Origin of the sequence: Bradyrhizobium sp. (assembly GCF_035570375.1) — a bacterium.
GTDB lineage: Bacteria > Pseudomonadota > Alphaproteobacteria > Rhizobiales > Xanthobacteraceae > Bradyrhizobium.
Window position 1 is genome coordinate 1 of record NZ_DATMLW010000204.1, and the last position, 24,574, is coordinate 24,574.

General features: G+C 62.1%; 21 protein-coding genes, 1 tRNA gene, 1 pseudogene and 1 riboswitch. Of the genes and pseudogenes, 7 read left to right on the forward strand and 16 right to left on the reverse strand.

Features of this window, described 5'->3' with window-relative positions:
• The 3 genes and pseudogenes from VNX23_RS22340 to VNX23_RS22350 form a co-directional block, all read left to right on the forward strand.
• A partial coding sequence (locus VNX23_RS22340; RefSeq protein WP_325633658.1) for a methyl-accepting chemotaxis protein occupies positions 1 to 1,202 on the forward strand: 1,202 nt, incomplete at its 5' end.
• A 174-nt stretch (positions 1,203 to 1,376) separates the two neighbouring features.
• Entirely contained in the window at positions 1,377 to 3,083 is a 1,707-nt protein-coding gene (locus VNX23_RS22345; protein WP_325633660.1) for a methyl-accepting chemotaxis protein, read from the forward strand.
• 378 nt (positions 3,084 to 3,461) lie between these two features.
• A pseudogene (locus VNX23_RS22350) lies at positions 3,462 to 5,433 on the forward strand (HAMP domain-containing methyl-accepting chemotaxis protein).
• 65 nt (positions 5,434 to 5,498) lie between these two features.
• On the opposite strand, the gene VNX23_RS22355 reads toward VNX23_RS22350, so the two are convergent.
• The 5 genes from VNX23_RS22355 to VNX23_RS22375 form a co-directional block, all read right to left on the reverse strand.
• The gene (locus VNX23_RS22355) at positions 5,499 to 8,201 is read right to left on the reverse strand and encodes a DUF2339 domain-containing protein (protein ID WP_325633662.1); all 2,703 of its coding nucleotides are present in this window, start codon (positions 8,199 to 8,201) and stop codon (positions 5,499 to 5,501) included.
• Between the two features lie 655 nt (positions 8,202 to 8,856).
• Positions 8,857 to 9,363, reverse strand: coding sequence for a tyrosine phosphatase family protein (locus tag VNX23_RS22360; protein ID WP_325633664.1), 507 nt, complete (start codon positions 9,361 to 9,363; stop codon positions 8,857 to 8,859).
• A 365-nt stretch (positions 9,364 to 9,728) separates the two neighbouring features.
• Positions 9,729 to 10,346 (reverse strand): HD family hydrolase, encoded by a 618-nt coding sequence (locus tag VNX23_RS22365; protein ID WP_325633666.1) that lies wholly within the window; start codon positions 10,344 to 10,346, stop codon positions 9,729 to 9,731.
• Complete coding sequence (locus tag VNX23_RS22370) at positions 10,343 to 10,969, reverse strand: DNA-3-methyladenine glycosylase I (RefSeq protein ID WP_325633668.1); 627 nt, start codon at positions 10,967 to 10,969, stop codon at positions 10,343 to 10,345. Before VNX23_RS22370 ends, VNX23_RS22365 begins: the two co-directional genes overlap by 4 nt.
• Positions 10,966 to 11,847 carry a folate-binding protein gene (locus tag VNX23_RS22375; protein ID WP_325633669.1) on the reverse strand — a complete coding sequence of 294 codons (882 nt, stop codon included), beginning with the start codon at positions 11,845 to 11,847 and terminating at the stop codon, positions 10,966 to 10,968. Before VNX23_RS22375 ends, VNX23_RS22370 begins: the two co-directional genes overlap by 4 nt.
• Before the next feature lie 235 nt (positions 11,848 to 12,082).
• Between VNX23_RS22375 and VNX23_RS22380 the strand changes: the two genes are divergently transcribed.
• Positions 12,083 to 13,417: a dihydroorotase gene (locus VNX23_RS22380; RefSeq protein ID WP_325633671.1), complete on the forward strand. Its 1,335-nt coding sequence runs from the start codon at positions 12,083 to 12,085 to the stop codon at positions 13,415 to 13,417.
• 17 nt (positions 13,418 to 13,434) lie between these two features.
• On the opposite strand, the gene VNX23_RS22385 is transcribed toward VNX23_RS22380, so the two are convergent.
• The 6 genes from VNX23_RS22385 to VNX23_RS22410 form a co-directional block, all read right to left on the reverse strand.
• Complete coding sequence (locus tag VNX23_RS22385; protein ID WP_325633672.1) at positions 13,435 to 13,701, reverse strand: hypothetical protein; 267 nt, start codon at positions 13,699 to 13,701, stop codon at positions 13,435 to 13,437.
• Between the two features lie 192 nt (positions 13,702 to 13,893).
• On the reverse strand, positions 13,894 to 14,109 hold the full coding sequence (locus tag VNX23_RS22390) for a hypothetical protein (protein WP_325633673.1): 216 nt from the start codon (positions 14,107 to 14,109) through the stop codon (positions 13,894 to 13,896).
• Positions 14,110 to 14,198: 89 nt separating this feature from the next.
• Positions 14,199 to 16,238, reverse strand: a complete 2,040-nt coding sequence (locus tag VNX23_RS22395) for a carbohydrate porin (RefSeq protein ID WP_325633674.1) — start codon at positions 16,236 to 16,238, stop codon at positions 14,199 to 14,201.
• 150 nt (positions 16,239 to 16,388) lie between these two features.
• Positions 16,389 to 16,603, reverse strand: a riboswitch (cobalamin riboswitch).
• 112 nt (positions 16,604 to 16,715) lie between these two features.
• On the reverse strand, positions 16,716 to 17,090 hold the full coding sequence (locus VNX23_RS22400) for a TIGR02301 family protein (protein ID WP_325633676.1): 375 nt from the start codon (positions 17,088 to 17,090) through the stop codon (positions 16,716 to 16,718).
• A gap of 74 nt (positions 17,091 to 17,164) precedes the next feature.
• The gene (locus VNX23_RS22405; RefSeq protein WP_325633678.1) at positions 17,165 to 17,593 is read right to left on the reverse strand and encodes an NUDIX hydrolase; all 429 of its coding nucleotides are present in this window, start codon (positions 17,591 to 17,593) and stop codon (positions 17,165 to 17,167) included.
• A 171-nt stretch (positions 17,594 to 17,764) separates the two neighbouring features.
• On the reverse strand, positions 17,765 to 18,265 hold the full coding sequence (locus VNX23_RS22410) for a hypothetical protein (protein ID WP_325633680.1): 501 nt from the start codon (positions 18,263 to 18,265) through the stop codon (positions 17,765 to 17,767).
• 63 nt (positions 18,266 to 18,328) lie between these two features.
• On the opposite strand from VNX23_RS22410, the gene VNX23_RS22415 reads away from it, so the two are divergent.
• Positions 18,329 to 19,093 (forward strand): SOS response-associated peptidase, encoded by a 765-nt coding sequence (locus tag VNX23_RS22415; RefSeq protein WP_325633682.1) that lies wholly within the window; start codon positions 18,329 to 18,331, stop codon positions 19,091 to 19,093.
• 13 nt (positions 19,094 to 19,106) lie between these two features.
• On the opposite strand, the gene VNX23_RS22420 is transcribed toward VNX23_RS22415, so the two are convergent.
• Genes VNX23_RS22420 through VNX23_RS22435 form a run of 4 tightly spaced genes read right to left on the reverse strand, consistent with a single transcriptional unit; the run spans position 19,107 to position 22,885 of the window.
• A complete protein-coding gene (locus VNX23_RS22420; RefSeq protein WP_325633684.1) occupies positions 19,107 to 19,745 on the reverse strand; it encodes an aspartate/glutamate racemase family protein in 639 nt (212 codons plus the stop codon).
• Between the two features lie 53 nt (positions 19,746 to 19,798).
• A complete protein-coding gene (locus tag VNX23_RS22425) occupies positions 19,799 to 20,383 on the reverse strand; it encodes an NUDIX domain-containing protein (RefSeq protein WP_325633686.1) in 585 nt (194 codons plus the stop codon).
• A gap of 43 nt (positions 20,384 to 20,426) precedes the next feature.
• Positions 20,427 to 21,854: an FAD-binding oxidoreductase gene (locus tag VNX23_RS22430; protein ID WP_325633688.1), complete on the reverse strand. Its 1,428-nt coding sequence runs from the start codon at positions 21,852 to 21,854 to the stop codon at positions 20,427 to 20,429.
• A 23-nt stretch (positions 21,855 to 21,877) separates the two neighbouring features.
• Positions 21,878 to 22,885, reverse strand: coding sequence for an L-threonylcarbamoyladenylate synthase (locus VNX23_RS22435; protein WP_422652918.1), 1,008 nt, complete (start codon positions 22,883 to 22,885; stop codon positions 21,878 to 21,880).
• A gap of 69 nt (positions 22,886 to 22,954) precedes the next feature.
• On the opposite strand from VNX23_RS22435, the gene VNX23_RS22440 reads away from it, so the two are divergent.
• Positions 22,955 to 23,031 (forward strand) — tRNA-Pro (locus VNX23_RS22440).
• 169 nt (positions 23,032 to 23,200) lie between these two features.
• Here VNX23_RS22440 and VNX23_RS22445 read toward each other — a convergent pair.
• Positions 23,201 to 23,671 carry a hypothetical protein gene (locus VNX23_RS22445; protein ID WP_325633692.1) on the reverse strand — a complete coding sequence of 157 codons (471 nt, stop codon included), beginning with the start codon at positions 23,669 to 23,671 and terminating at the stop codon, positions 23,201 to 23,203.
• A 216-nt stretch (positions 23,672 to 23,887) separates the two neighbouring features.
• Here VNX23_RS22445 and VNX23_RS22450 point away from each other — a divergent pair, with 216 nt between their 5' ends.
• Entirely contained in the window at positions 23,888 to 24,253 is a 366-nt protein-coding gene (locus VNX23_RS22450; RefSeq protein ID WP_325633694.1) for a hypothetical protein, read from the forward strand.
• The last annotated feature ends 321 nt before the right edge of the window (positions 24,254 to 24,574 follow it).

Consider the following 24,574-nt stretch of genomic DNA (forward strand, 5'->3'; position numbering starts at 1 on the left):
ATGCGCGCAGCGAGTTCATCAGCATCACGCTGGAGGTGCTGGTGGCGTTGATCCTGCTGGGTTCGGCGATCTTCACCATGATGAACATCGGCCGTCCCATCAGCCGCATCGGCGAGGTGCTGTTGGCGCTCGCCAAGGGTAACAAGGCGGTCGACATCCCGTATGCGGAACGCGCCGACGAGGTCGGCGACACCGCGCGGGCGGCCAAGACCTTCAAGGAGAACCTCGTCCGCATGGAGGAGATGGAGGCCGACCGGCGCAGCGCCGAGGCGCGCGACGCCGCGGCCAAGCGCACGGCCGAGGAGCGCGACGCCACCGAGAAGAGGGCCGCGGCGGAGCGCGAGGAAGCGACCCGCAAGGCCGCGATGAAGAAGCTCGCAGACGAATTCGAGAACGCCATCGGCGACATCGTCGAAACCGTGTCGTCGGCCTCGACCGAGCTCGAAAACTCCGCCAAAACGCTCACCTCGACCGCCTCAAACTCGCAAGCGCTCGCAAGCAAGGTTGCCGGGGCCTCGGAGGATGCATCCAGCAATGTGCAGTCGGTCGCTTTCGCAACGGAAGAACTGAGTTCGTCAGTTCATGAGATCAGCCGCCAGGTCCAGGAATCGGCTCGGATGGCCGGCGAAGCCGTCGATCAAGCGCGTCAGACCAATGATCGCGTCAGCGACTTGTCGAAGGCGGCGAGCCGCATCGGCGATGTGGTCGAACTGATCAACACCATTGCCGGGCAGACCAATTTGCTGGCCCTCAACGCCACCATCGAGGCAGCGCGCGCCGGTGAAGCGGAACGCGGTTTTGCCGTGGTCGCATCCGAAGTCAAGGCTTTGGCCGAGCAGACCGCAAAGGCAACCGGCGAGATCGGCCAGCAGATCAGCGGCATACAGACCGCGACGCTGGAGTCGGTGGCAGCGATCAAGGGGATCAGCGGCACCATCGAGAGATTGTCGGAGATTTCATCGACCATTGCAGCTGCAGTGGAAGAACAGGGCGCGGCGACCCAGGAGATTTCCCGCAACGTGCAGCGCGCCGCCGAAGGGACGATGCAGGTTTCCTCCAACATCACCGACGTACAACGGGGCGCGAGCGAGACCGGCTCGGCATCGTCGCAGCTTCTTGCCGCGGCTCAGTCATTGTCCGGCAACAGCAAGCGCCTCAAACTCGAGGTCGGAAAGTTTCTCGGCTCGGTAAGGGCGGCCTAGGCGGAGACCAGGTAGACTGCCGCATCATCGCGATGCCGTAGATTGCTGCGGCGATTTCGCCGGCCTGAACTCTTCCTTTACCAAATTACCCCTATGCTCTGGGAGATTGTAAGAGCTGCAATATGCACGTTATGCGTCGCGACATGACCTGCGGCAGGTCCGGGATCAATGATCGTGAGAAAACTCCTCAATCTCGTCGCACGGCACTCCATCGCTGCCAAACTGACAGCAATGGCCGTCACCGGCGCACTTTTCATGGTGCTCGTAGCCTTGACGGTGCTTTTCATTGCTCGTGCCGAACTCGGCAACGAGCGGACCGAGAAGGCACATGCGATAGTCGATGCCGTCTGGAGCATTGCCGACAACTTCAAACACGCGGCCGATTCGGGTGCGATGACCGAGGAGGAGGCGAGAGCACGTTTCCTTGCTGCGTCCGGTGCCATCTGGTTCGAAGGTCACACAAACTACGTCTTCATGTACGACACCGATACAGGGCTAGTCGTCATAAACACCGGCAACACGGACCTGGTCGGTAAGGATTTGCGCGGCCTGAAGGACTCCAACGGCGTGCCGTTCGCCTCGATGATGCTCGACATCGCCAGACGCGGTGAGGGGACCGTCCGATACCAATTTCCGAAGGGTGCTGGCAAAATTCCGCTTGAGAAGGTCGCATACGTTCGTGGCTTCGGCCCTTGGCACCTGATGATCGCCTCCGCGGAGTACATGACCGACCTTGATGCGACATTGTGGCAAATGACCCGGACGGTTGCCGCGGTGATCGGCATTCTATTGCTTTGTTCGATCGGTATTGCGTGGACGGTGTCACGCAGCGTCGTGAAACCTCTGTCTCGGCTCAAGTCGCGCATGGCGGCTTTAAGCAAAGGCGATCTCGATTTTGAAGCCGCAGGTGTCGATCGACGCGATGAGATCGGGGAGATGGCACGCACGGTTGAGGTGTTCAAAAGCGCAATGGTCGAAACCAACCGTCTTCGCGCGGAGCAGTCAGACGCCGAACAGCGCCAGACGCAACAGCGCAAAGCGGATATGGTCAAGCTGGCTGACGATTTCGAAGGAGCCGTGGGCGAGATCATCGAGACGATATCATCGTCATCGAGCCAACTGGAAGCTTCGGCCGGCACTCTTGCCTCCACCGCAGAGCGCACGAAAGGTCTTGCCGGCATGGTCGCGGAGGCTCACGCGCAAGGCTTAATCAGCGTGCAGTCGATGGCCACGGCGACCGAGGAGCTCAGTACCTCCGTCAACGAGATCGGCCGCCAGGTACAGGAATCGGCGCGGATGGCAGGCGGAGCCGTCGATCAGGCGCGTCAGACCAATGACCGCGTCGGCGAACTGTCGAAGGCGGCGGGCCGCATCGGCGACGTCGTCGAACTGATCAACACGATCGCCGGGCAGACCAATTTGCTGGCGCTCAACGCTACGATCGAGGCGGCCCGCGCCGGTGAGGCAGGCCGCGGCTTTGCGGTGGTCGCATCCGAAGTCAAGGCGCTGGCCGAGCAGACCGCGAAGGCAACTGGCGAGATCGGCCAGCAGATCAACGGCATTCAGACGGCGACGCATGAGTCGGTGGCAGCCATCAAGGGGATCAGCGGCACCATCGAGAGATTGTCGGAGATTTCATCGGCGATCGCGGCTGCGGTGGAAGAGCAAGGTGCTGCCGCACAGGGGATAGCCCGTAGCGTGCAGCAGGTGGCGGGGGGCACGCAACATGTTTCCTCCAACATCGCCGACGTGCAAAGCGGCGCCACCGAGACCGGTTCGGCATCCTCGCAGCTTCTTGCCGCGGCCCGCTCGCTTTCCGGCGACAGCAATCGCCTCAAACTCGAGGTCGGAAAGTTCCTCAACTCGGTAAGGGCGGCGTAAGGCAGAGATTCTGGACCGCTGAGGTATCATCCGCTCGGGATCGCAATCCCTCCCCATCTGATCACGATGCGGATAAAGTTTGCTGTGCGATGTTCATGCCCTCTCGAAGTCGGCGAGAACTGATCGACCACGTTGGTCAGTCGCTCGCGCCCCCGTGCGGCTGCATACAACATAAAGTTGTGCTAACGACTCTGTGATACTTATAGGCTAAAAAATTAACCAAATCTTGAAAGGGCAAAAGGTACCGCTTGAAACGCGACGCAGATCGTCCTCGAGCGGCACTCCGGAAGCCAAATCACGCGGATGCTCCTTGTTGGGGCCTTGGTGGTCGCAAGAAAGCATTGAAAGGCTTCGGCCGCTTCGACAAGGATCGACGCAATGTCCCTTCTCAACCTCAGGATTCGCGGCCGGCTCTATATCGGGTTCGGCGCCCTCGTCTTGTTTGGCCTCACCCTCGCGGCTTTCGCCGCATGGCAGTTGGGTGAAATTCGCACGCAGGTCGCGGCGTTGACGCTGCAGTCGACCAACACAATCCGGGTCGAGCAAATCGCGACCGAGCTTCAGGCGGTCCGGCGCGCCATTCTGCGCTATGTGTTCGATCACGACGACAAGGCCCTTGCCGAAGCCGAAACGCGGCTGACAACAACTTCCGAGCTTCTTGACGCTGCTGGAAAGACATCGGATTCCGATGAATGGCGAGCTGCTTTCAAAGGAGTCGCCAACGCCGTTGAAGAGATCAAGAAGAAGCGAGTTGCTCTTGTAGATGCCGTCAAGCAGATGATTGCCGGTCGTGACGTGCTGTTCACCGATGGCGATCAGATGGCGGAGAGCGTCCAGAAATTCGTCGACGCTGCAAGCGATACCGAATTCGCCCACGCGGCAAACTCGCTCGAGAGCAAGGTTCTTCTGGTCAGGGTGGCGAACTGGCGCTTCCTGGCGACGCGCGATCCGAAAGGTCCAGCCAACTTCAAAACCGCCGTCGGCAAGGCTCAGCAGCGGATCGCTGATCTGGAAAAGGCCAATCTGCCGCAAAACCTTGCCTCGCTGCTGGCGCCAGTCAAGGCGGGAGTCGCCAAATACTCCGAGGCGTTTGAAAAAACGTCCACCAACCTTCTGCTCGGTGACGAGCTCTACAACAAGGGGCTTGTGCCCGTCACGGTCAGCTCGATTGAACGACTTGATGGCGTAAAGGAATCGATCGGGCAGGCATTCAGAAAGACAGCAACCGAGACCGATGGCCGCATTGCGACCACCGTCACGGTCCAGGAAATCGTGACCGGAGCCGCGGCGCTGCTCGGTCTGGTCATTGCCTTCCTGATCGCACGCAGCATCATCAGCCCATTGTCCGGCTTGACTTCCGGAATGAAAGAACTGGCCAGCGGGAATTTCAGCGTGGTGCTTCCCGGCCTGTCCCGCAAGGATGAAGTCGGCGACATGGCGCAGGCCGTCGAGACCTTCAAGGTGAAGGCCGAGGAGAAGGCGCGCATCGAGGCGGAAGCAAAGGCCACTCAGGATCAATTGGCAGCGCGGCAACGCAAGGCCGATATGATCAGGCTTGCGGATGATTTCGAAGCCGCCGTCGGCGAAATTATCGAAACCGTGTCGTCGGCCTCGACGGAACTCGAAGCATCCGCCACAGCGCTCACCTCGACTACGGTGCGCTCGCAGGAACTCGCAACCAAGGTGGCGGGCGCCTCGGAAGAGGCCTCCGCCAATGTGCAGTCGGTGGCCTCGGCGACGGAAGAATTGAGTTCGTCGGTCCAGGAGATCGGACGCCAGGTCCAGGAGTCGGCGCGTATGGCCAGTGAGGCGGTCGGGCAGACGCGCCGGACCAATGACCGTGTTAGCGAACTTTCCAAAGCTGCTGGCCGCATCGGCGACGTGGTCGAGCTGATCAATCAATGCCACCATCGAGGCGGCGCGCGCCGGCGAGGCGGGTCGCGGCTTTGCGGTCGTCGCATCCGAAGTCAAGGCTCTCGCCGAGCAGACCGCGAAGGCGACCGGCGAGATCGGGCAGCAGATCAGTGGCATTCAGGAAGCGACGCAAGAGTCGGTGGCTGCGATCAAGGGGATCAGCGGCACCATCGAGAGATTGTCGGAGATTTCCTCGGCGATCGCGGCTGCGGTGGAAGAGCAGGGGGTGGCAACTCAGGAAATCTCTCGTAATGTGCAGCAGGCGGCGCGGGGCACGCAGCAGGTTTCATCCAACATCACCGAAGTGGAACGCGGTGCTAGCGAGACCGGTTCGGCCTCCTCGCAGGTTCTCTCGGCAGCGCAGTCGCTAGCCGGCGACAGCAGCCGCCTCAAGCTCGAAGTCGGCAAGTTCCTCTCCGGTGTGCGGGCGGCGTGAAGGCAATCTGAGAAGAATCAGACGCGATCTTCTGTTTTCAGAACGAAACCGACTGCGGCGCCAGATCAGGCGCTTGCGCCTGGTTGCGTGACCGGCGCCTGCGCCGCGGGCGGCTTTTGCCTGCGAAAAAGAACGCGCTGGTAGAACCAGCCGATGGCTACCAGCACCAGCCCAAGACAAATGAACGACAGCGCGCGATAAACCCCCGTGAGTGTCGACATGTCGACCATGAACGCCTTGAGGATCGTCAGCGCAATGACCGCCGCGGAGGCAAGCCGCGCGCGCAGTGAATCGACCGCAATGCCGATGCCGAGCAAGGCAACGCCGAACGCGAGCCAAGCGATCGAATAGGTGTACTGTTCGGCACCGGTGGTCTCCCCGCGCGTCAGCACCGGGCCGTGATAAAGCCTTCGGATCTCAAACGTGACATAGGTGAGAGCGAGCACGAGCGCAAACGCGGCGATGGTGTTGGCATAAGCGACAGGCCGACGTCCCGCCACGGCGTAGGACAACAAGAGCGCGAGCAGCGCAGGCAGCGCGTAAGCCAGCAGAAGAAGGTTGATGAAGACGCCGCCGACGTCGGTTGGCCAGAGCATCGGCGATTCCACCAACATCAGCCCGAATATCGTGACAAGTCCGGCGTAGACCGTGAGCACCATCGCGCCGACATTGTGGATCAGGCTGTGGCTTCGGACGCGCAGTCTTTCCAGTCCGATAGCCATGGCGAGCGTGGCGCAGACCTGCAGCGCGAATTCCGTGAGCGAGGTAGTGGCGCGATAAATGTCGCCGCCGTTGACCGCGTGGCGAATCTCGGTGAACACCAGCAATACCGTGAACAGGATCGCCGCCGCCTCGACCGCGCGCAATGGGGCATCGTCGGCGCGACGGCGCAGGAAATGGCTGGCGGTCCAGAACGAGACGGCCGGAACACCGTAACCCCACAACAGCCAGTTGAAAATCGGCGTCGTGCCGATCGCATCGCCGACGATCCGCGGTTCCCAGGCGATGCGCAACACCACTATTCCCGCCAGAATGGCCGCCAGCGATCGCAGGAACGGAATTGGCCGCTGCATCGAGATCCAGGCCGTTCCCATCGACATCAGCGCGAGCGCGATGGTGAGCCAGCCTTTTTCGAGAGCGAAGGTCAGCGCCAGCGCCAATGCCGCGAGCGTGCCGGTGGCAAACAGCGCAACCGAGATCGCAAGGCCCGGCCGGCTTTCGCGTCTGGCCAGGAATTCGGTCGCCGCCGCAAAGGCGGCAGCCAACAGGACCGCCAGAATCGCAAACGGTATCGATCGATCGAGATGCCCGATACGGGCGTAGAGCGCGATCAACAGCGTCAGCGGTACGAATACGCCCGCCGCCGACCACACCACCGGGACGATGGCGCTGACCGAGCGGCCCTGCGCCCTGAAACCGGCGGTGCCGAAGGCGGCGGCAAAGATCGCGGCTGCGGCAAGATGCAGGGATACCGAACCTTCGATGGCGGCGGGTCCTCCCATGCCGGGCAGCGGTCCGCCGGGCACCACCGTCAAGTCCGGATTGGCACGCACCGCCCACTCGGCGAAGACGATGAAGACGAAAACGGCGGCAAAAGCGACGGCACCGGTGGCGGCACGTGCGAACCACGCCACGAACAGGGCAGCGGCGACGAGGATGGCGAATACGATGAGGCTTGCATCAGCATGGGAACTCACGAGCACCAGTATGGTAGCGCCGAGCAGATACGCGGCCAACGATCCCGACGAGATCGGCTCAATATGGCCTTCGTCGGAAGCCGGCCCGAACATGAAGCCACACACCACCAGTAACGCCGCAAGCACGAATCCGGAGAGGACGTGGAACGCATACGGCCCCACCACCGGCGGATCGAATTTCAGGAAGGGCAGGGTCCAGAGCAGCGCGAACACGATGGTGCTCACCGCAAGCCAGCGCCACAGCCTGATCCGCGCCAGGCCGAATGCCGCCGCGGTTACGATGGCGAGGTAGACGTACAGCGACCAGAAATCAGGTTTTTCCGAAGAAACCAGGACAGGGGTGGCGAAGGCGCCGACCACGCCGAGACCGGCCAGCACGGGCCCATGCAGCAAAGCCGCGGCCAGCGTGCCGAGCGCGACCAGGCCAAGCAGGATGAAGGCGGTCGCGGGCGACAGGAAGTCGTACAGCGCATAAGCGGCATAAGCGGTCGCAAAGGCAACCGCGGTCCCGGCCGCGGTGAGGATGGCAGGAATGTTGGCGATCGGCAGGATCTCGATCTCGGAGGTGTTCTCCCTGTGCCGCGTCCATTCGCCTGCCGCCAGCAGGGCAAGCGCAAACACCGCGCCGAGCACTATCCGCACGCCCGGCCCAAGCAGTCCGGCATCGATGGAGTAGCGGACGAGGAAGAAGCCGCCGAGCGCCAAGGTCACGCCGCCGAGCCAGACGACCCAACGGGTGCCGACGCGCTCCTCGAGCCCGGGCGATGCGCCCGCGTCGGGCGGGGGTGAAGCGGCCGCAACACCGGCCGTATCGTGCAGTGGCCGGGACTCTGGCTCGCCAGCAGCCGTGGTCGGTTCGCTCGCTATTGCCGGCTGCCCGACCGGCATACCGGGTGGTGAGGTTGCGAGCGTTTGCTCAAGCGGGGCGAGGGGAGGAGTCGCTGGCCCCGCCTTCAGCGCGACCGCTTCGAGCGCATCCAACCGCGCCCGCAGCGCAGCGGTCTGATTGAATGCCTTGCGCGCGAGGATCAGCGCAACGGCCGCGACCAGGAGCGCAAAGAAGACGATCATCTAGTGTCCCGATTCCGACGTTCGTATCCCTTCGCGGCGTGCTCGTTTACGAACGTCGGAATCGAAGGGACACTAGCAAATCCATGTTTCTAGTGGTCCAATTCCAACATTCGCATCCTATCTCGGCAGGCAATCTTGCGAATGTTGAAATTCATGGACCACTAGCAAATATCAGTTTCTAGTGGAGTTTTGGATTTGACATTCGCTTTTCGAACTCATGGTTGGTACCGTCGCGAATGTCAAATCCACTCCACTAGTGTGGCTTTTGGTTCAGAAGTCCGCATGACGAACTCGCGGCAGCAATGATACGGACTTCTGAACCGCCACACTAGTGCGGCGAATTTGAAGTTCCTATCGGTATCGCGGCAAGTTCGTGATAGGAACTTCAAATTCAAGCCGCACTAGAATCAACAAGTCGCTAGAGCTCCTTTGATTCCGAAGTTCGCATCAGAGGTCGCCGTGATAGCTTGCGAACTTCGGAATCGGAGCTCTAGCATCCGGGCGACGCGCCGGTCGTCGGGGCTTCGCGATTCCAACGAATCGCCTCCCAAGGTTCGTCGCGCTACTGAGTGTGACTTATCGCGCCCAAAGTTCAAACAGGAAGGTAGGGTTTTTGCGTCGCGGCGGTCGTGGCGATCGCCTGAGGGCTAAGGAATCATTCGAGATCGATGCGGAAAGGCCTGCCTTCCACGGTCATGCTGCCCGGACCCATCTCATCGAGCGCGCGCAGCATTCGGCCCTCGCGCCCAAGTGCCTTGTCGGCCAGGCGTACGATCAGCCGGTTCGGCGAGGCGATCGGGGAGGCCTCCCGTATCTGTCTGGCGATCGCGATTTCATCGCGACGCGGGTTGAGCGCGCAAGCCGCGGCAAAGGCGCTCGCGGTGGAGCGGCTGATGCCGGCATAGCAATGGACAACCAGCGGCGCGTTGCGGTCCCAGCTGCGGACGAATTGAAGCACCTGCTCGATGTGCGATTCGGAAGGCGCGACAAAGCCCTCGAGCTCCTCGGTGATATCGTCCATCTGTACTTTCAGATGGTTTGCGGCGAGCACGGAAGCCGGCCGCTGCACCTGATCGACATTGGCCATGACGGTCAGGATGTGACTGGCGCCGACGGCTCGGACGGTTTCGGGGAGCGCTGCGAGCGAGCAGACGTGAATCATGGTTGTTCCTTACACCAGTGGAGTGGATTTGACATTCGCTACCCACCTGGCCGCAAACTCAACAAAGCGAATGTCAAATCCAAAACTCCACTAGTGCGGCGAATTTGAAGTTCCTATCGGTATCGCGGCAAGTTCGTGATAGGAACTTCAAATTCAAAGCCGCACTAGAATCAACAAGTTGCTAGAGCTCCTTTGATTCCGAAGTTCGCATCAAAGGTCGCCGCAATAGCTTGCGAACTTCGGAATCGGAGCTCTAGAGTCCTATATTCGCTGGTGGTCCTTTGATTCTAACATTCGCAGAGGTGCCTCCTGAGACGGGATGCGAATGTTAGAATCGGACCACTAGCCGGCCAGTTATACGCCTTTCATGCGTGCAATGTCTTGAACCTTGCCAGGAACCGCTTCTCGGCCTTGGCTGCGCTCCAGGGCGTCAAATAGTCCTGTCGGGTCGAGGCCGGCAGATCGGGATCGCGGCCGAACAGGCGCCTGGCTTCGGTCGGAGCAAAGCCCGCAAGTTCGGTGGCTTCGAGGTAGGCAGCACCCTTGTCTGCAGCTTTGATCTGATGCTCGATCTCCGGCGACAATAGGGCGGGAAGTCCAAAGCGGATGTGTATCGCCGAAAGCAGCCGCTTTTCGACCGCCTTGTAGTCGCCGCCGAGCACGGCCTTGAACGGCGAGATCATGTCGCCGATGACATATTCCGGCGCGTCGTGCAGCAGCGCGGCAAGTCGGCACTTGACATCGAGGCGCGGCGTTTGCTCACGCATGATGGCCTCGACCAGCAAGGTGTGTTGCGCGACCGAAAAGATGTGCGCGCCGCTGGTCTGCCCATTCCAGCGCGCCACCCGCGCCAGGCCATGGGCAATGTCGGCGATTTCGATATCCAGCGGCGAGGGGTCCATGAGGTCGAGCCGCCGTCCTGACAACATCCGCTGCCAGACGCGGCTATCGATCCTGGCTGCGGGCAATTTTTCCGCCGTCATCTGACTTTGAGGTGAGGGCTGCGGCGTTTTCCACCGCAACTCTCATGGCAGAAGCAGGTGACCAGATGATCGTTCACGATTCCGGTCGCCTGCATGAAGGCATAAACGATCGTCGGGCCGACGAACTTGAAACCACGCGAGGAGAGCTCCTTTGATATCTTTACCGAAAGCGGGGTCGAGGCGGGAACGCTGGCAATGGTCTTGAACTGATTGACCTTCGGCTTGCCATCGACGAAATCCCACAACAATTTCGAGAAGCCGGGGCCGTCATCCATGATCTTCAAATAGGATTTCGCGCTTTCGATGGTACCGTCGATCTTGGCGCGATTGCGAACGATACCGGTATCGTTCATCAGCGCGTGGATTTTTTTCGCGTTGTAGCGCGCAATCTTCTCGGGCTGGAAATCATCGAAGGCTTTGCGAAAATTGTCGCGCTTGCGCAAAATCGTGATCCAGGAAAGCCCGGCCTGAAAACCGTCGAGGATGAGTTTTTCATAGAGCGCACGGTCGTCGAATTCCGGCACGCCCCATTCGTTGTCGTGATAGGCGACGTAAAGCGGATCTTCGCCCGGCCAGGGACAACGTGTCAGGCCATCGGCATGCAGGCGCGCCCTTTTCGTCATGCCACGGTCTGCCTTGGCGGTGACTGCACCTCGTCCGGATCGGCGAGGCGGATCGCAAGACCACCCGATGTCAGCGGCGTGCCGCCTGCAAGCGCGTCGGCGGCGCGATCGAGTCTGATCAGGGCAAGACCATGAGCGCCTGCCGTCGACCCCACGGTGCCAATCGGTTTGTCGCCGGCAAGGATCGCAGCACCTGGCTCCGGTGCCGGGCCGTCCAGGATGATGCGCACCGTTCGCGTGCGCGCTGTGCCGCGATGCTGCATCCGTGAGACGACCTCCTGGCCGACATAACAACCCTTGTCGAAGTCGACGCCGTGCAGGCGGTCCATGTTGGTTTCGTGCGGAAATGCATCGCCATAGATGAAATCCAGCCCTCCGCGCGGGGCTCCCGACTCTATGCGATGGGTTTCATAGGCAGCCGCATCGACCGTTTCGGCGCCGATCAGATCTGCGGCCCTTGGTGCAAGCTCTTCGGGAACGAGAATTCGCCAGCCGAGCGCTGCGTTGCGCGGATCGACAAATGCAAGGTCCGGCGTCGCCGCAAGTTCGCCATCCCATGCCGCGAGTACGCCGAGGCTGTCGGAGAGGTTTTCGACGTCGACCTTGGCGCGCAGCTTGTAGAAGCGCAGCTTGTCGGCAAGGGCCTGCGCCAGTGGGCGCGGACAATCGAACAGGAAGCCGCCGCCATGGCCGGCAGGCGCCTCGGTGATGAGAAAATCAACCGTGATCTTGCCCTGCGGCGTGAGCAATGCCCCGAACCGCCCCAATCCCGGGTGCAGCAGGCTCACATCCGTGGTGACCAGACCGTTGAGAAAATTACGGGCCTCGCTGCCGCTGACCTTGACCACGCCACGGTCGGGTAGGAAAGCTGCTTTCATGCCGGGTTCTCTTGCCAGGTTTTTTGCCAAATTGTCTTGCCAGCCATTTTGCAAATTCTGTTGCCGGGGGTCGAGTTTGCTGCGCCAGTTTCCTGGGGAAACAGGGGTGCCGCATATCACAACAGAAGGTAAGGCGCTAAGGTGCTCCGAACAAGACCTGCGGCAACGCCAAGCTGTGTGAGACAGGTAGCAGGAACAAGGCAGAAACGCCGAGGGTCGACACCAAGTTGTAACCATGACTCACCGATTTGACACCATTCTGAAATCCGGCACCGTGGTCAATCAGGACGGCGAGGGCGTGCGCGACGTCGCGATCGCAGGTGGCCGCATCGCCGAGATCGGCGGGCTTGGAAACGCATCGGCCGCCGAGGTGATCGACTGCAAGGGGCTGCACATCCTGCCGGGCGTGATCGACACGCAGGTGCATTTTCGCGAACCGGGTCTCACCCACAAGGAGGATCTGGAAACCGGTTCGCGCAGCGCGGTGATGGGTGGCGTGACGGCGGTATTCGAAATGCCGAACACCGATCCCCTGACCGTCACCGAGCAGGCTTTCGCCGACAAGGTGAAGCGCGGCCGCCACCGGATGCATTGCGATTTTGCCTTCTTCATCGGTGGCACCCGCGAGAATGTCGCCGATCTGCCTGAGCTGGAACGGGCGCCCGGCTGTGCCGGCGTCAAGGTGTTCATCGGCTCCTCGACCGGCGCGTTGCTGGTGGAGGATGATGAAAGCCTGCGCCGGATTTTTGCGGTGATCCGCCGCCGCGCCGCGTTTCATGCCGAGGATGAATATCGCCTCAACGAACGCAAGCCGTTGCGCGTGGAAGATGATCCACGTTCGCACCCGGTCTGGCGCGACGAGATCGCGGCGCTGATGGCGACGCAGCGTCTGGTCAAGCTTGCGCACGAAACTTCAAAGCGCATCCACGTGCTGCATATCTCGACCAAGCAGGAGATCGAGTTCCTTCGGGATCACAAGGATGTCGCCACCTGCGAGGCGACGCCGCATCACCTGACGCTGGCGGCGCCGGAATGTTACGAGCACCTGGGGACCCGCGCGCAGATGAACCCGCCGGTGCGTTCGGCCGATCACCGCGAAGGCATCTGGCGCGGCATCGAGCAGGGCATCGTCGACGTGCTCGGCTCCGATCACGCGCCGCATTCGCTCGAGGAGAAGAACAAGACCTATCCCTCGTCTCCGTCGGGCATGACCGGGGTGCAGACGCTGGTGCCGGTCATGCTCGATCACGTCAATGCCGGGAGATTGTCGCTTGCGCGCTTCGTCGATCTGACAAGTGCGGGTCCATCGCGGATCTACAACATCGCCTGCAAGGGCAGGATCGCGGCGGGCTACGATGCCGATTTCACCGTCGTCGATTTGAAGCGCAGCGAGGTCATCACCAACAAATGGGTGGCCTCGCGCGCGGGCTGGACGCCTTATGACGGCCTGCGCGTGACCGGCTGGCCGGTCGGCACCTTTGTGCGCGGCAAGCGAGTGATGTGGCAAGGCGAGATCATGGCGCCATCGACCGGCGAGCCGGTACGTTTTCTCGAAACGCTGCGCGCCTAAAGGTTCTGCTTCGAAAACTACTGCTTTGCCAGTCCGGTCGAGAACTCGCCGTTGCGGACGCGGGCGGGAAGGCCTTCGACGAATTTGGCCACCGCGTCCTCGCCGTAGGTTCTGACCAGTTCGGCGAATGCCGCAAACAGGCTCGCCTGCGCCAGGCAATCGCCGTCGACGCCATCGTGCCGTGCTTCCGCCCAGGCTTCGTTGAGATAGCCGAGCGCCGCCTGTTTCTGTTCCTGATCGGGCAGCAGACCGCGAGCGAATGTAAGGGACGCTGGATGGTTCATGAAACTCAACGGGTTCTCTGCGCGGGCGAGGCGCGCGGCGGATCAGGAAACTCAAATCCTTTAGCATGCCGCGCGAAGCCGCCTAGCCACTTCTTTAGGAAAGGTTAACGGAGGCGCAGCAAGCCGAACGATTTCCCGAAATCCGGAATTCTGGAAAACAAGCCAGACCGGGAATCCGATGAAAGTCGGGTCTTATCTCTTCGCCTTATCCCCAACAGCAGACATAGGATTCGCCGGCTGCAAGTTCGCCCCGGCGCGACAAAAATTGATCCGCATCAATTGCACGAGCGATTTTTCGCGGAGTGTGTTGGTGCGCTTCGCCAATCGCTCCGTTTCGCGCTTGCGCTCCAGAAAGAGCGAAATTGCACGGATCGGCACATGGGCGAACCTCGCAACCGCGTCGTTCAACTGAGCCGCTTCGGCGGCCCCGAACGCCCCAACGGGCAAAGCGAAGCGTTCCCTCGCACGACATGGTACGGATACCTGCGCGAGTTTCGCTAGAACTGCCAGTGCGCGCGGCCGGCAAAGACGTGCACCGGGCCGCGGTCGGCGTTGTAGGCGGGGTTGGCGATGAATTGATAGTCGAACGTCAGCCGGGTCGAAGCCGCCACTGCGTAGCTGTAATAGGCCTCGAGGATTTTCTCGGTCCGGTAGTTCGGCAACTGGCCGTCGCCGACGAGGATGCCGAGCCCGCCGGCGTTGAGGAACGCGATATGGGCCGGACTGATGCCGTTGACGACACCGGCGATGCCGACCGCATCGTCCGGCCTTCCCCATGACTTGCCATTGATCGAGACGCCGCCGGAGACGGTGCGGTCGACGTCAGTAAAATCCCAGGGCTCGATGTTGCCGTCGGCCCAGCCGGCGCGGAGGAATGCACCCAGCGTATCTGTCACTTGCTGCTCGACATTGAGGCTGACGCCGGGCCGGCTGGTGTAAGAGCGCACCGCGTTGATGTCGGCGGGCATTCCCGTGATCTGGGCGAGCGCGACCGCGTTGGTGAAATCGCCGGCGCTCCCACGGCTCAGGAATCCAGTGAGCTTGATCTTGCCCGGCTGGCCCCACAATTCGTGCCTCTCCTCGATCTCACCGACCATCTGGAATTGCTGGAAAGTCGGATCGAGCACGCCACCCAACGGGCTCATTCCGCCCGCAGGCGTTACGGAAAGATCAAACACGCCGGCGCGCAAGGTCCAGCGTCCGGTGTACCATTCGGCGGCGGCACCGTAGGTATAGCCCCAGCCGTCGCCGGCGTAGTCGAAGGTGCCGGCGTTGATTACAGACCAATTGAGGAAATCGGATTTCGGATTGTTGGCATAGCGGTTGGTATCGAAGATATCGATGATGCCGAAACGGCCAACCGTCAGGACCAGACGGTCGGTCGAGCGTGTTCCCTTGAACTGATAGAAATCGTCGGGCACCTCTTCGGTCTCGCCGCCGAGATTGATGGTCTGGCGCAGGAACGCGCGCTGCACACGCGCATAGGGCGTGGACGAGCCGAGCTTGTAGGCCTCTGCGCTCGGAAAGCCGGCCGCGCCGTGGGTGTTGTTGAAACCGAAGCCCTGGTCGATTTCCGGATTGGCCCAGAACTCGGCACCTTGCCAGAGCTTGACGCCGGTTGAGAGCGTGAGGTCAAAGGTCTGCTTCGTTTGCGCGCCCCCGGAGAGGCTGTTCGTCCCTTCGAAGGGAGAACGGAAGGCGGGATACGCCTGCTGGACGTAGGTCGCCTGTCCGTGCACGGCGAAGATGTCGACCGGCGGAACGAATCGCGAGGGCGCGAAGGCGGCCGGGCGCGACGGATCGTCGAAGCGATAGTTCAGGCCGAGGCGAAGCTGGTGCTCCAAGAAATCGGAGCTGACATGCTGTCCGGACAGCGGAAAGCTTCCGCTCGCCGAGGGAAAACCCGTCCACAGATATTCGCCACGAACGGTCCAGTGCGGCGCGATCGGCGTCTCGAAGCCGGCGCCCGCGGCCCAGCCGAAGCGCCAGAGGAAGCGATCCTCGGCGTTGCCGGTCGCAATTTGTGTGAGGGTCTGCTGATTGTAGGTCCAGGCCAGGCCGCCGGTGGCGTAGAACAGCCAATGTCCGGGCGCGTAACCGATGCGGCCGCGCAGCGTGCCCGATGACAGCACGGTCTCGCTGAACGTACCGGCGCCGAATGTCGGCGACGTAAAGTTCGACATGCCGCCGATGGTCAGGCCGGTGACGGGGTCGGGAAAAGTGGGAAAGGAGCCGTCGGCTTCGATACCGAGCACTACCCGATTCCTGAGCATCCAGTTGTAGCCGGCCTGCACGCCCTCGAACCAACTGCCGCTTTCCCTGAAGGCATTGGGTGATTGATAAAGCCCGAACGAGCCCGCGACCGGCGCGCCACCGCCAAGCGGGGCCAGAGTCCAGTCCGAATGCCCGGCCGCGAGTCCAATATTTCCGCCGACATAGAAGCCGGTCCAGTCATAGCCGACTGCAGCGGGCTGAGCCTTGACGTAAACTGCGGGTGGAAGATCGCCGGCAAAACTGTTGCCCGCAAACAGCGCCATGGCGGCCGCACAGGACGCGCGTAACGCGTATCTCCGGCAAACCGATTCGACAATTTGAACACATGCAGCCAAGGCGGCCCTCTATCCGCTGAACAAATTCGCATTGTCATCGCAGCGAAAGAACCGCCTCAGGCGCGCGCGCCGCACGCCGGATGGATGACTGTCCAGGTCGGTCTCCTGACTAGCGGGTCGATGCCCTTTTCCGCCTTCCCGGGCCCAAAAAGCTCAGTGGCACCATGGAAAAGAGCTATCCGCTTACAGTTGCGGGCGCAGTTGCGGATTCGGCCCTGGCATTCGCGCAAAGCCTCACCGCATTCCCTTGCTGCCGATCTTTCGATCGGCGCACCTGAACGCTGCCATGATGGCTGCCACGCTCAAGATGTCAATGCGGCAGGAAGTCTTGCTGATTTAGAAAGCATTCAAGCCGAAAGATTCGGATACCCCTCGAAGGTTGAGGTCGAACGCGGAATACGTTGGCTAGTTGGCATAGCGCGCGGTCAGATCGCGCGAGATCTTCGAGCCCTCTTCGATGTACCGGCGGATCGCAACGGCAGCCGCCGGCGTGCAGCTGCGGTAGGTCTGCTGGAAACCGTTATAGCCGCGGTTGAAGCCGGCAATCATGCGGGCGCGTCTTTCGCCGGAAGGGGTTTCGGCATCGATCAGCGCCTGCATTTCGTTGCGCCATTTGCCGCCTTCGTTGCTGCCGCAAATGCCTCGCAGATAGTGCAGGGTTCCGAGAATTTCGGCGAGCCGCTGCAGATCATTGTCGAAGGGCGCGGGCGCATCCTGTGCCCGCAGCGGGGCGCACAGGCACGAAAGGACGATCAGGGCGGCGAGAAAATGCTTTGACATGAAGGGGTCCAAACAACCCCATATGCCTTCTCAATGCGCTGGAAGCAAGGCATCGGACAGGCCTTGTGCCGACGCTATTTCGGCCCCAACAGGCGCCGGGCCGACGCAATGACCTCTTCAAGGCCGCCCGTGATCTTGAGCCCGCCAAGTTCATCCGGCTCGAGCCATTTGTGGTCGTCGAGTTCGTCGTTGAGCACCACCTCGCCAGCGATCCAGCGCGTGGCAAACGACATGATCAGGTAATGTCCGCCACCCGGAACCGCCGGCACGACTTCGCGCCAGCCGGCGAGACCGACGATTTCGACCTTCAGTCCGGTTTCCTCCTTGACCTCGCGCTGCAGGGCGGTGTGCAGGGTTTCGCCAAATTCGACACGGCCGCCCGGCAGCGAATAGAAGCCCCTGGCGGGCGATCGCGCGCGGCGCACCAGCAGGACCTTGCGATCGCGGAAAATCGCCGCACTGACGGCAAGCTGCGGATGGGACGGGTGCAAGGGCGACGTCACGGCATGATCCCGAAAAGTGTGAAGCGGTTTTCGGATGAGATCATGCCTGAAGACGCATGATTTCCGAAAAGTGTGAAGCGGTTTTCGGTCGCGACAAGGAGCGTTTGCGGGGAGAACATGCCAGAGAGATCGTTTCAGGTCTAACGCGATGCCTCGAACAGGCAAGGTCCGTCATCGGGACATGATGTATTCGACGTCGGATTCGACGCCGCCGTTGATGATGGCGCCTGCCTGCATCACCAGCGGCTTGACCCAGTTGATGGCCTGCTCGGCCAGTCTCGCGCGAATCCTGTCCTCCGGGGCTTGGCTCAACGCTTCTCCCACTGCGGAGAGGATCGCGGTCATCGCGCTGGTGAGGCTGTCGAACTCGGCGCGGATGTGAACGTCGGCGGAATCGTAGGCCGCGATCGCAAGATCTCGAGCCTTGAAATGCGAGGCCGTGAAATGCTCCGCATAGGACAGCGGCCGCCAGCCCAGAAAATCCTCCGCACATTCCGGCATATCCGGAATCATTTCCAGAAGCATGATAGCTTCGTTGAAATGGTTGAGATAATCGGTGGCAAGGCCGGTGCGCGGGTTGATGTTGGCGGCGCGCAGCCGGGCGATCCGCGCCTCCTCATCGAGGCCCGGCTCGGGTTCGGATCGTGCCGGTCTGGCGGCAGTGGCTGTCATCGGCGGCAGTGTTGGGGGGGCGGGGTTAAAAGGTGCTGAACGCATACCTATTTGGACAGCAGAATGTGTGGACGTTTCGTGATCACCTCGCCGCCGGATGCCCTGAGGCAAATTTTTGGCTATCTTGAACAGCCGAATTTCCCTCCAAGGTTTAACGTTTCGCCAACTCAACCTGTGCCTGTGGTGATCCTGGAAGATGGCGGGCGGCATTTCCGCCTGATGCGGTGGGGCCTGGTGCCAGGCTGGGTCAAGGATCCGCGCCAAATCACGCTTTTGATCAATGCGCGCGCGGAGACGGTGAGGGAGAAGCCGGCCTTCAAGAACGCGATCCGACGGCGGCGCTGCCTGATCCCCGCGGACGGCTACTATGAGTGGCAAGCGTCCGGACAGGGCAAGCGGCCCCACTTCATCCATCGCCGCGATGGTCTTCCGATCGGGCTTGCAGCGGTCGCCGAGACCTGGATCGGCCCCAACGGCGAGGAACTCGACACGGTCGCCATCGTCACGGCGCCCGCGAGCGCCGATCTCGCGGCGCTTCATCACCGCGTACCGGTCACGATCGCGATGGGCGATTTCGATCGCTGGCTCGACTGCAGCGGCGATGACCTGGACGAGGTGATGCCGCTGATGCGCAGCCCAGAGGAGGGCGAGTTCGTCTGGCACCAGGTCTCGACGCGGGTGAACCGCGTCGCCAATGACGACGCGCAATTGATCCTGCCGATCACGGCAGAGGAGCGTGAGACCGAGGCGGGAAAACCAGCGAAGAAGGCGGGCCCAGGAAAGCCCGCAAGCGTTGCGCCGGACGACGGGCAGGGAAGCCTGTTTTAGAAAAACCTGATCCTTAATTCTTGGCCGCAAGCAATTGCTTCAGCTTGATAACGGCGCTGTCGGGCGTCGTCAGCACGGGGAGCTTCGAGGACTCGGCTACCATCGCTGCCGCCGGCGCCATGCTGTATTGGGCAAGCGCAATCAGGTCGCAGTCCCGCAAGTCGCGGGAAGCTTGCGCCACCAGGCGGTCATGCTCGGCACGGTCTCCGCGATCGAGTGCGGCGAGTGCTCCTTCGGCAAGTTTCGGCACGATCCGGACGGTACCCGGAAATTCCTGCGGCATCGACTGCAAGGTCGGTGGAAAAGTCGAGAGCAGACCGATCCGGTGGCCCCGCGCGACCGCCTGTTCGATCATCGCTTCATTCGGCTTCAACACCGGCATTCCCTCCTGCTCGCGTGCCACCGCCTCGATACAGGGACCGAACGCCGAGCACGTGAACAGGATCGCATCGGCATGGGTGGAGGCGACATAGCGGCCGAGCGCAAGGAAGCGGTCGGTCATCGCAGTGGTAAGGCGGCCGTCGCGCGCCACATCGGCCGAAAGGCTGTCGTCGAGCAGGTTCATCAACGTCGCCTCCGGCCAAAGTTTTGCGAACGACGCCTCGATCGGGACGATCGAATGTTTCAGGGCGTGGATCAGGGCGATGCGCATATTTTCAATCTGGCCGTGCGCTCGCGAGGTGTCAATGTCGGCAGGGCGTTCGGTCAGCGGCGGAAAATATGCAGCGCCGCATACTGCAGCAGCATGATCGTCTTGGCGTCGACGATCCGGCCGTCGCCGATCATGGCGAGCGCCTGTTCGAAGGCCAATTCCAGCACTTCGATGTCCTCGCCCTCTGAAGCCAGCCCGCCACCGCTTCCGACCTTCATCGTCGGATCGTATTCGGCGACAAAGAAGTGGATTTTTTCCGTGACCGCGCCCGGGCTCGTGAAGGCTTCGAATATTTTCCGCACCTCGCCGAGCCGGTAGCCGGTCTCCTCTTCGGCCTCGGCGCGAATCCGCGCCTCCGGAGTTTCATCATCGAGCAGGCCCGCCGCCGCCTCGATCAGGAGATCGTCGTAACCGTTGAGGTAGGCCGGATATCGGAACTGGCGGACCAGCACGACGCTGCGCCGGGCCAGGTTGTAGGGCAACAACGCCGCGGCGTTGCCGCGTTCAAAGATCTCGCGCTTCTGCGTCTGCCATTCGCCGTCGCCGCGCCGCCAATCAAAGGTGGCGGATTTCAGCGTGTAGTGTTCGGCGGAAAGCACGCGTTCGCCCTTGACGCGGATGCGGTCGGAAATACTCATGCACGCTCACCCGATGATTTATGGCGTCGGCTCGCGGCCGCGATCACAGCACCTTGCCCGGGTTCATGATGCCGAGCGGATCGAGCGTCGACTTGATGGCGCGCATGAGCTCGATCGCGACCTTGTCCTTCACCTCTGGCAGCTCGTCGCGCTTGAGCACGCCGATGCCATGCTCGGCTGAAATCGAACCGCCCATGCGCAGCACGATCTCGAACACCACCGCGTTGACCTCGTGCCAGCGCGCGAGGAAATCTGCAGACCTGGCGCCGATCGGCTGGCTGACATTGTAGTGCATGTTGCCGTCGCCGAGATGGCCGAACGGCACCGGCCGCGCGCCCGGAATGAGCTTGACCACGGCGGCATTGGCTTCTTCGAGAAAGGCAGGAACGGCTGCGACGGGTACGGAAATGTCATGCTTGATCGAACCGCCTTCCGGCTTTTGCGCTGCCGACATCTCGTCGCGCAGCTTCCAGAACGCGTTGCGCTGGCTCAGGTTCGCCGCGATCGCAGCGTCATCGACGATGCCTTGCTCCATTCCTAGCGCCAGGATCGATTCCAGCGTGGCGCGTGCATCGTCGCGCGGTGACGACAGCTCCATCAGCACATACCAGGGGTGCTTGCTTTCGAGCGGGTCACGGATGTCGATGCCGTGGCGCACGCTGAAATCCACCGCGATATCCGACAACAGTTCAAAACTGGTCAGCGTGCCCGCGGCCTCGTTCTGTGAGATCGAAAGCAGCCTTAGCGCATCCGCCGGCGACTTCAGCCCGACGAATGCGGTTTCTACCGCGTGCGGCTTCGGGAACAATCTCAGCGTGGCGGCGGTGATGATCCCGAGCGTGCCTTCCGCGCCGATGAAGAGGTTGCGAAGGTCGTAACCGGTATTGTCTTTTTTCAGCTTCGAGAGACCGTTGAGGATGCGGCCGTCCGCCAGCACCACCTCGAGCCCGAGCGCCATCTCGCGCGCCACCCCGAAGGCGAGCGCCGCGGTGCCGCCGGCATTGGTGGAGAGATTGCCGCCGATGGTGCAGCTTCCTTCCGCTCCCAGCGACAGCGGGAACAGCCGGTCCGCTTCGGAGGCCTTTTGCTGGGCGACCTGCAGCACCACGCCGGATTCACAGGTCATGGTGTTGGAGGCAGTGTCGACGTCACGAATCTTATCGAGACGCCGCGTCGAGACCACGACTTCGCCGTTATGCGGCGTCTGGCCGCCGACAAGGCCGGTGTTGCCGCCCTGCGGCACCAGCGCGATCCTGTGCTCGGTGGCGAGCCTGCAGATCGCGGCGACTTCCGCCGTCGAACCCGGCCGCAGCACCAAAGGCGACCGTCCGTGGAACAGGCCGCGCTCTTCAGTGACGTAGGGCGCGACATCAGCGGCCTCGGTGACCGCGTATTTGTCGCCGACGACGGCGCGGAACTGCGCGATCAGTTCGGGCGAAAGCGGCGGGAGGGGCGACTTGGCGACATTCATTCCTTTTGCTCTTGCGCCGATCTTTAACTGCTCTCGCCTGATTCCCGTCCCACCGCGGCGCGACGCAGCCGGTCATTGATAGCCTCTCCAAGCCCAAGGGGCGGCACCGGCATGACGGCGATGGTGCGTGCGCCCCTGGCGTCGAGCGCGCGAAGATAACCGAAAAGGTTGGCGGCGGCTTCCGCAAGATCGCCGCGCGCGGACAGATTCATGACCGCACTTGCCGCTTCCACGCCGCCCACGGTGCCCGGGCCGAATGCCAGCAGCGCCTCGCCGGCGTCGATGCGCCTGGCGTTGAGCCGCACCGGCGTGCGCGGAGCGTAATGCGATGCCAGCATGCCCGGCGCCAGCGGCTGGCCGGTTTCGGTTCCGGCCTCTTCGGGTAGCCGCGCCAGCGGGCGGCCGAGCGCGCGCTCGATTTCCTCGCGCGGCAGCCCGCCGGGCCGCAGCAGCATCGGCGTGTCGAAGCAGCCGACGATGGTGGATTCGACGCCGACCATCACCGCGCCGCCATCGATGATGAGGTCGATGCGACCCGAAAGATCGCTTTGCACATGCGCGGCCGTGGTCGGCGAAACATGCCCGGACAGATTGGCCGAAGGCGCCACCACCGGACCTGAAAACGCGCGCAAAATGGCACGCGCGACCGGGTGGGCGGGAACCCTTACCGCAATGGTGTCGAGGCCAGCGGTCGCAAGGTCGGCGACCGGGCAGTCATCGGTCTTGGGCAGGACCAACGTCAGCGGCCCCGGCCAGAACGTTTCGGCCAGCCTGGTTGCGGTCGCGTCGAAACGGGCAATGGTGATAGCGGCTGCGATATCCCCGACAGTGGCGATCAGGGGATTGAACAACGGCCGGCCCTTGGCCTCGTAGAGCCGGGCAATCGCGCCCGCATTTGTGGCATCGGCCCCAAGCCCGTAGACAGTCTCGGTCGGAAACGCGACCAGCCCGCCCTGTTTGAGGCACTGCGCGGCGCTCGCCACCGCGGCGTCATTTGCCGGCAGAATCTGCGTGTTGAGGCCCACATCCACGGGAATTTCACGTCCTTCATCCGGCTTCTTGCGGTGTGCCAAGCCGAAGGCTATAAGCCGCGTTCTTGTCGGAGTGTGGCTCAGCCCGGTAGAGCACTGCGTTCGGGACGCAGGGGTCGCAGGTTCGAATCCTGCCACTCCGACCATACTTCTTGGGGCGTTTTGCCCGTTTTCCCGAGGCCTTTCAAGGTCGGCCCGTCCCAGGCGCCCACTCGATGCAGTCGCGCTCCGCTTCATTGAGCCGCGACCAATGCCGTCCTTCAGGAACAAAGGTGGCGGGCTATCGGAATTTGCGAAGTTTCTATCGGACAGGGTTCACGTGCTGCATTTCATGACGTGAAGCTCCACGCCGGCTGCCAGGGCATTGGCAGGTGAAACATCCATCGTGCTCAGCACCCGGTCCGCGAAGTCAAATGTGAAGAGCCTGACGATTCCGCCCGGCAAATCCTCCCGCCAGCTGATGATCTGGTGCTTGTCGGTGAAATCCCGTTTCATTTGCCAAATGCTCTTGCCGTGCTCGTCGCGAAATGCGGGCCGATCCGGGTCCTTGATGATCTTGAGTATCTTCTTGTCGACGACTTGAAGCCGATAGCGTGTCAACGGCGTTTGAAGATCGTTGTTGTTGATGGCAACGTCCTTGTCGTCGCGTTCCGGCAATTGCGTCCTGGTGGCAAAGGATTGGTAGCAATCGACCGTCACCGCCGGCAACGAGTCGGCGGACCGTTGCGCATAAGCGCACGAAAACGGGGTCACAGCCAAAATCAGTCCAACCGCAAGCGCTTTCATCCTGCTTCTCCATCCTGAAACTTGCTCGTCAATCGCAATTGAAATGCGAGGGCGCGGAACCGAGAGTGCGCGCCCATCTCCTTTAGATTCGGCGAAAACCGCGTTTGCCGCAATCGAATTCCTGGCTGGCGTCGGCCTGGTTGGGTAACACCATGCCTCAAATACCGGAACAAGCGGCCAACTTTGGTTCCGGCAAAGAGTCGCCTCGGGGGCGGGATGCGCGCCGGCGCGGTGCACGGCGCTCGTTTCGCCGGCGGTGGGCGCGTCTACGCCGGGCGCGGCTATCGCGTGGCGGCTGGCCCTCGTCCAAGCCACCCGATCGCGGGCCGTCCGGGTCGTCCAGGCTATCCGGGCCGTCCGATCGCAGGTCTGCCGGGCCGTCCGGGTTACCCAGGTCGCCCGGGTTACGGCGGAGGGTGGGGCGGATATTATCCTTGGGGCGCTGGCGCCGCCGTCGCCGGAGCAGCCGCGCTGGGCGCCTATGGCGCCTACTACGGCAACAACTACAACAACGGCTGCTATCAGGACTCCTACGGCCGATGGGTCTGCCCAAATCAATACGGGTATCAATACCAGTATTGATAGCGCGCGGATGAGCCTTGAGGACAGCGGATGCGTCCCGCACCGCTTCGGTTCACCTCTCCCCGCTGGGGAGAGGTCGATTTGCTCCTGGCGATGCCAACGGGTCGCGCGAACGCGCGCCCGATGACAGGCTCCGCATCGTCCAGTGCAAATCGGGTAAGGGGCCATGCTCTTACGAGCGGCCGTGCCCCTCACCCCGACCCTCTCCCATCGAAGTCGGATTTATCCGACTTCGACAGTTGATAATGCCCAACTCGGGTAAACCCGAATTGGGTGGGAGAGGGAGACACCATCACCCCGGTGACAGTCGAGCGTAATCTC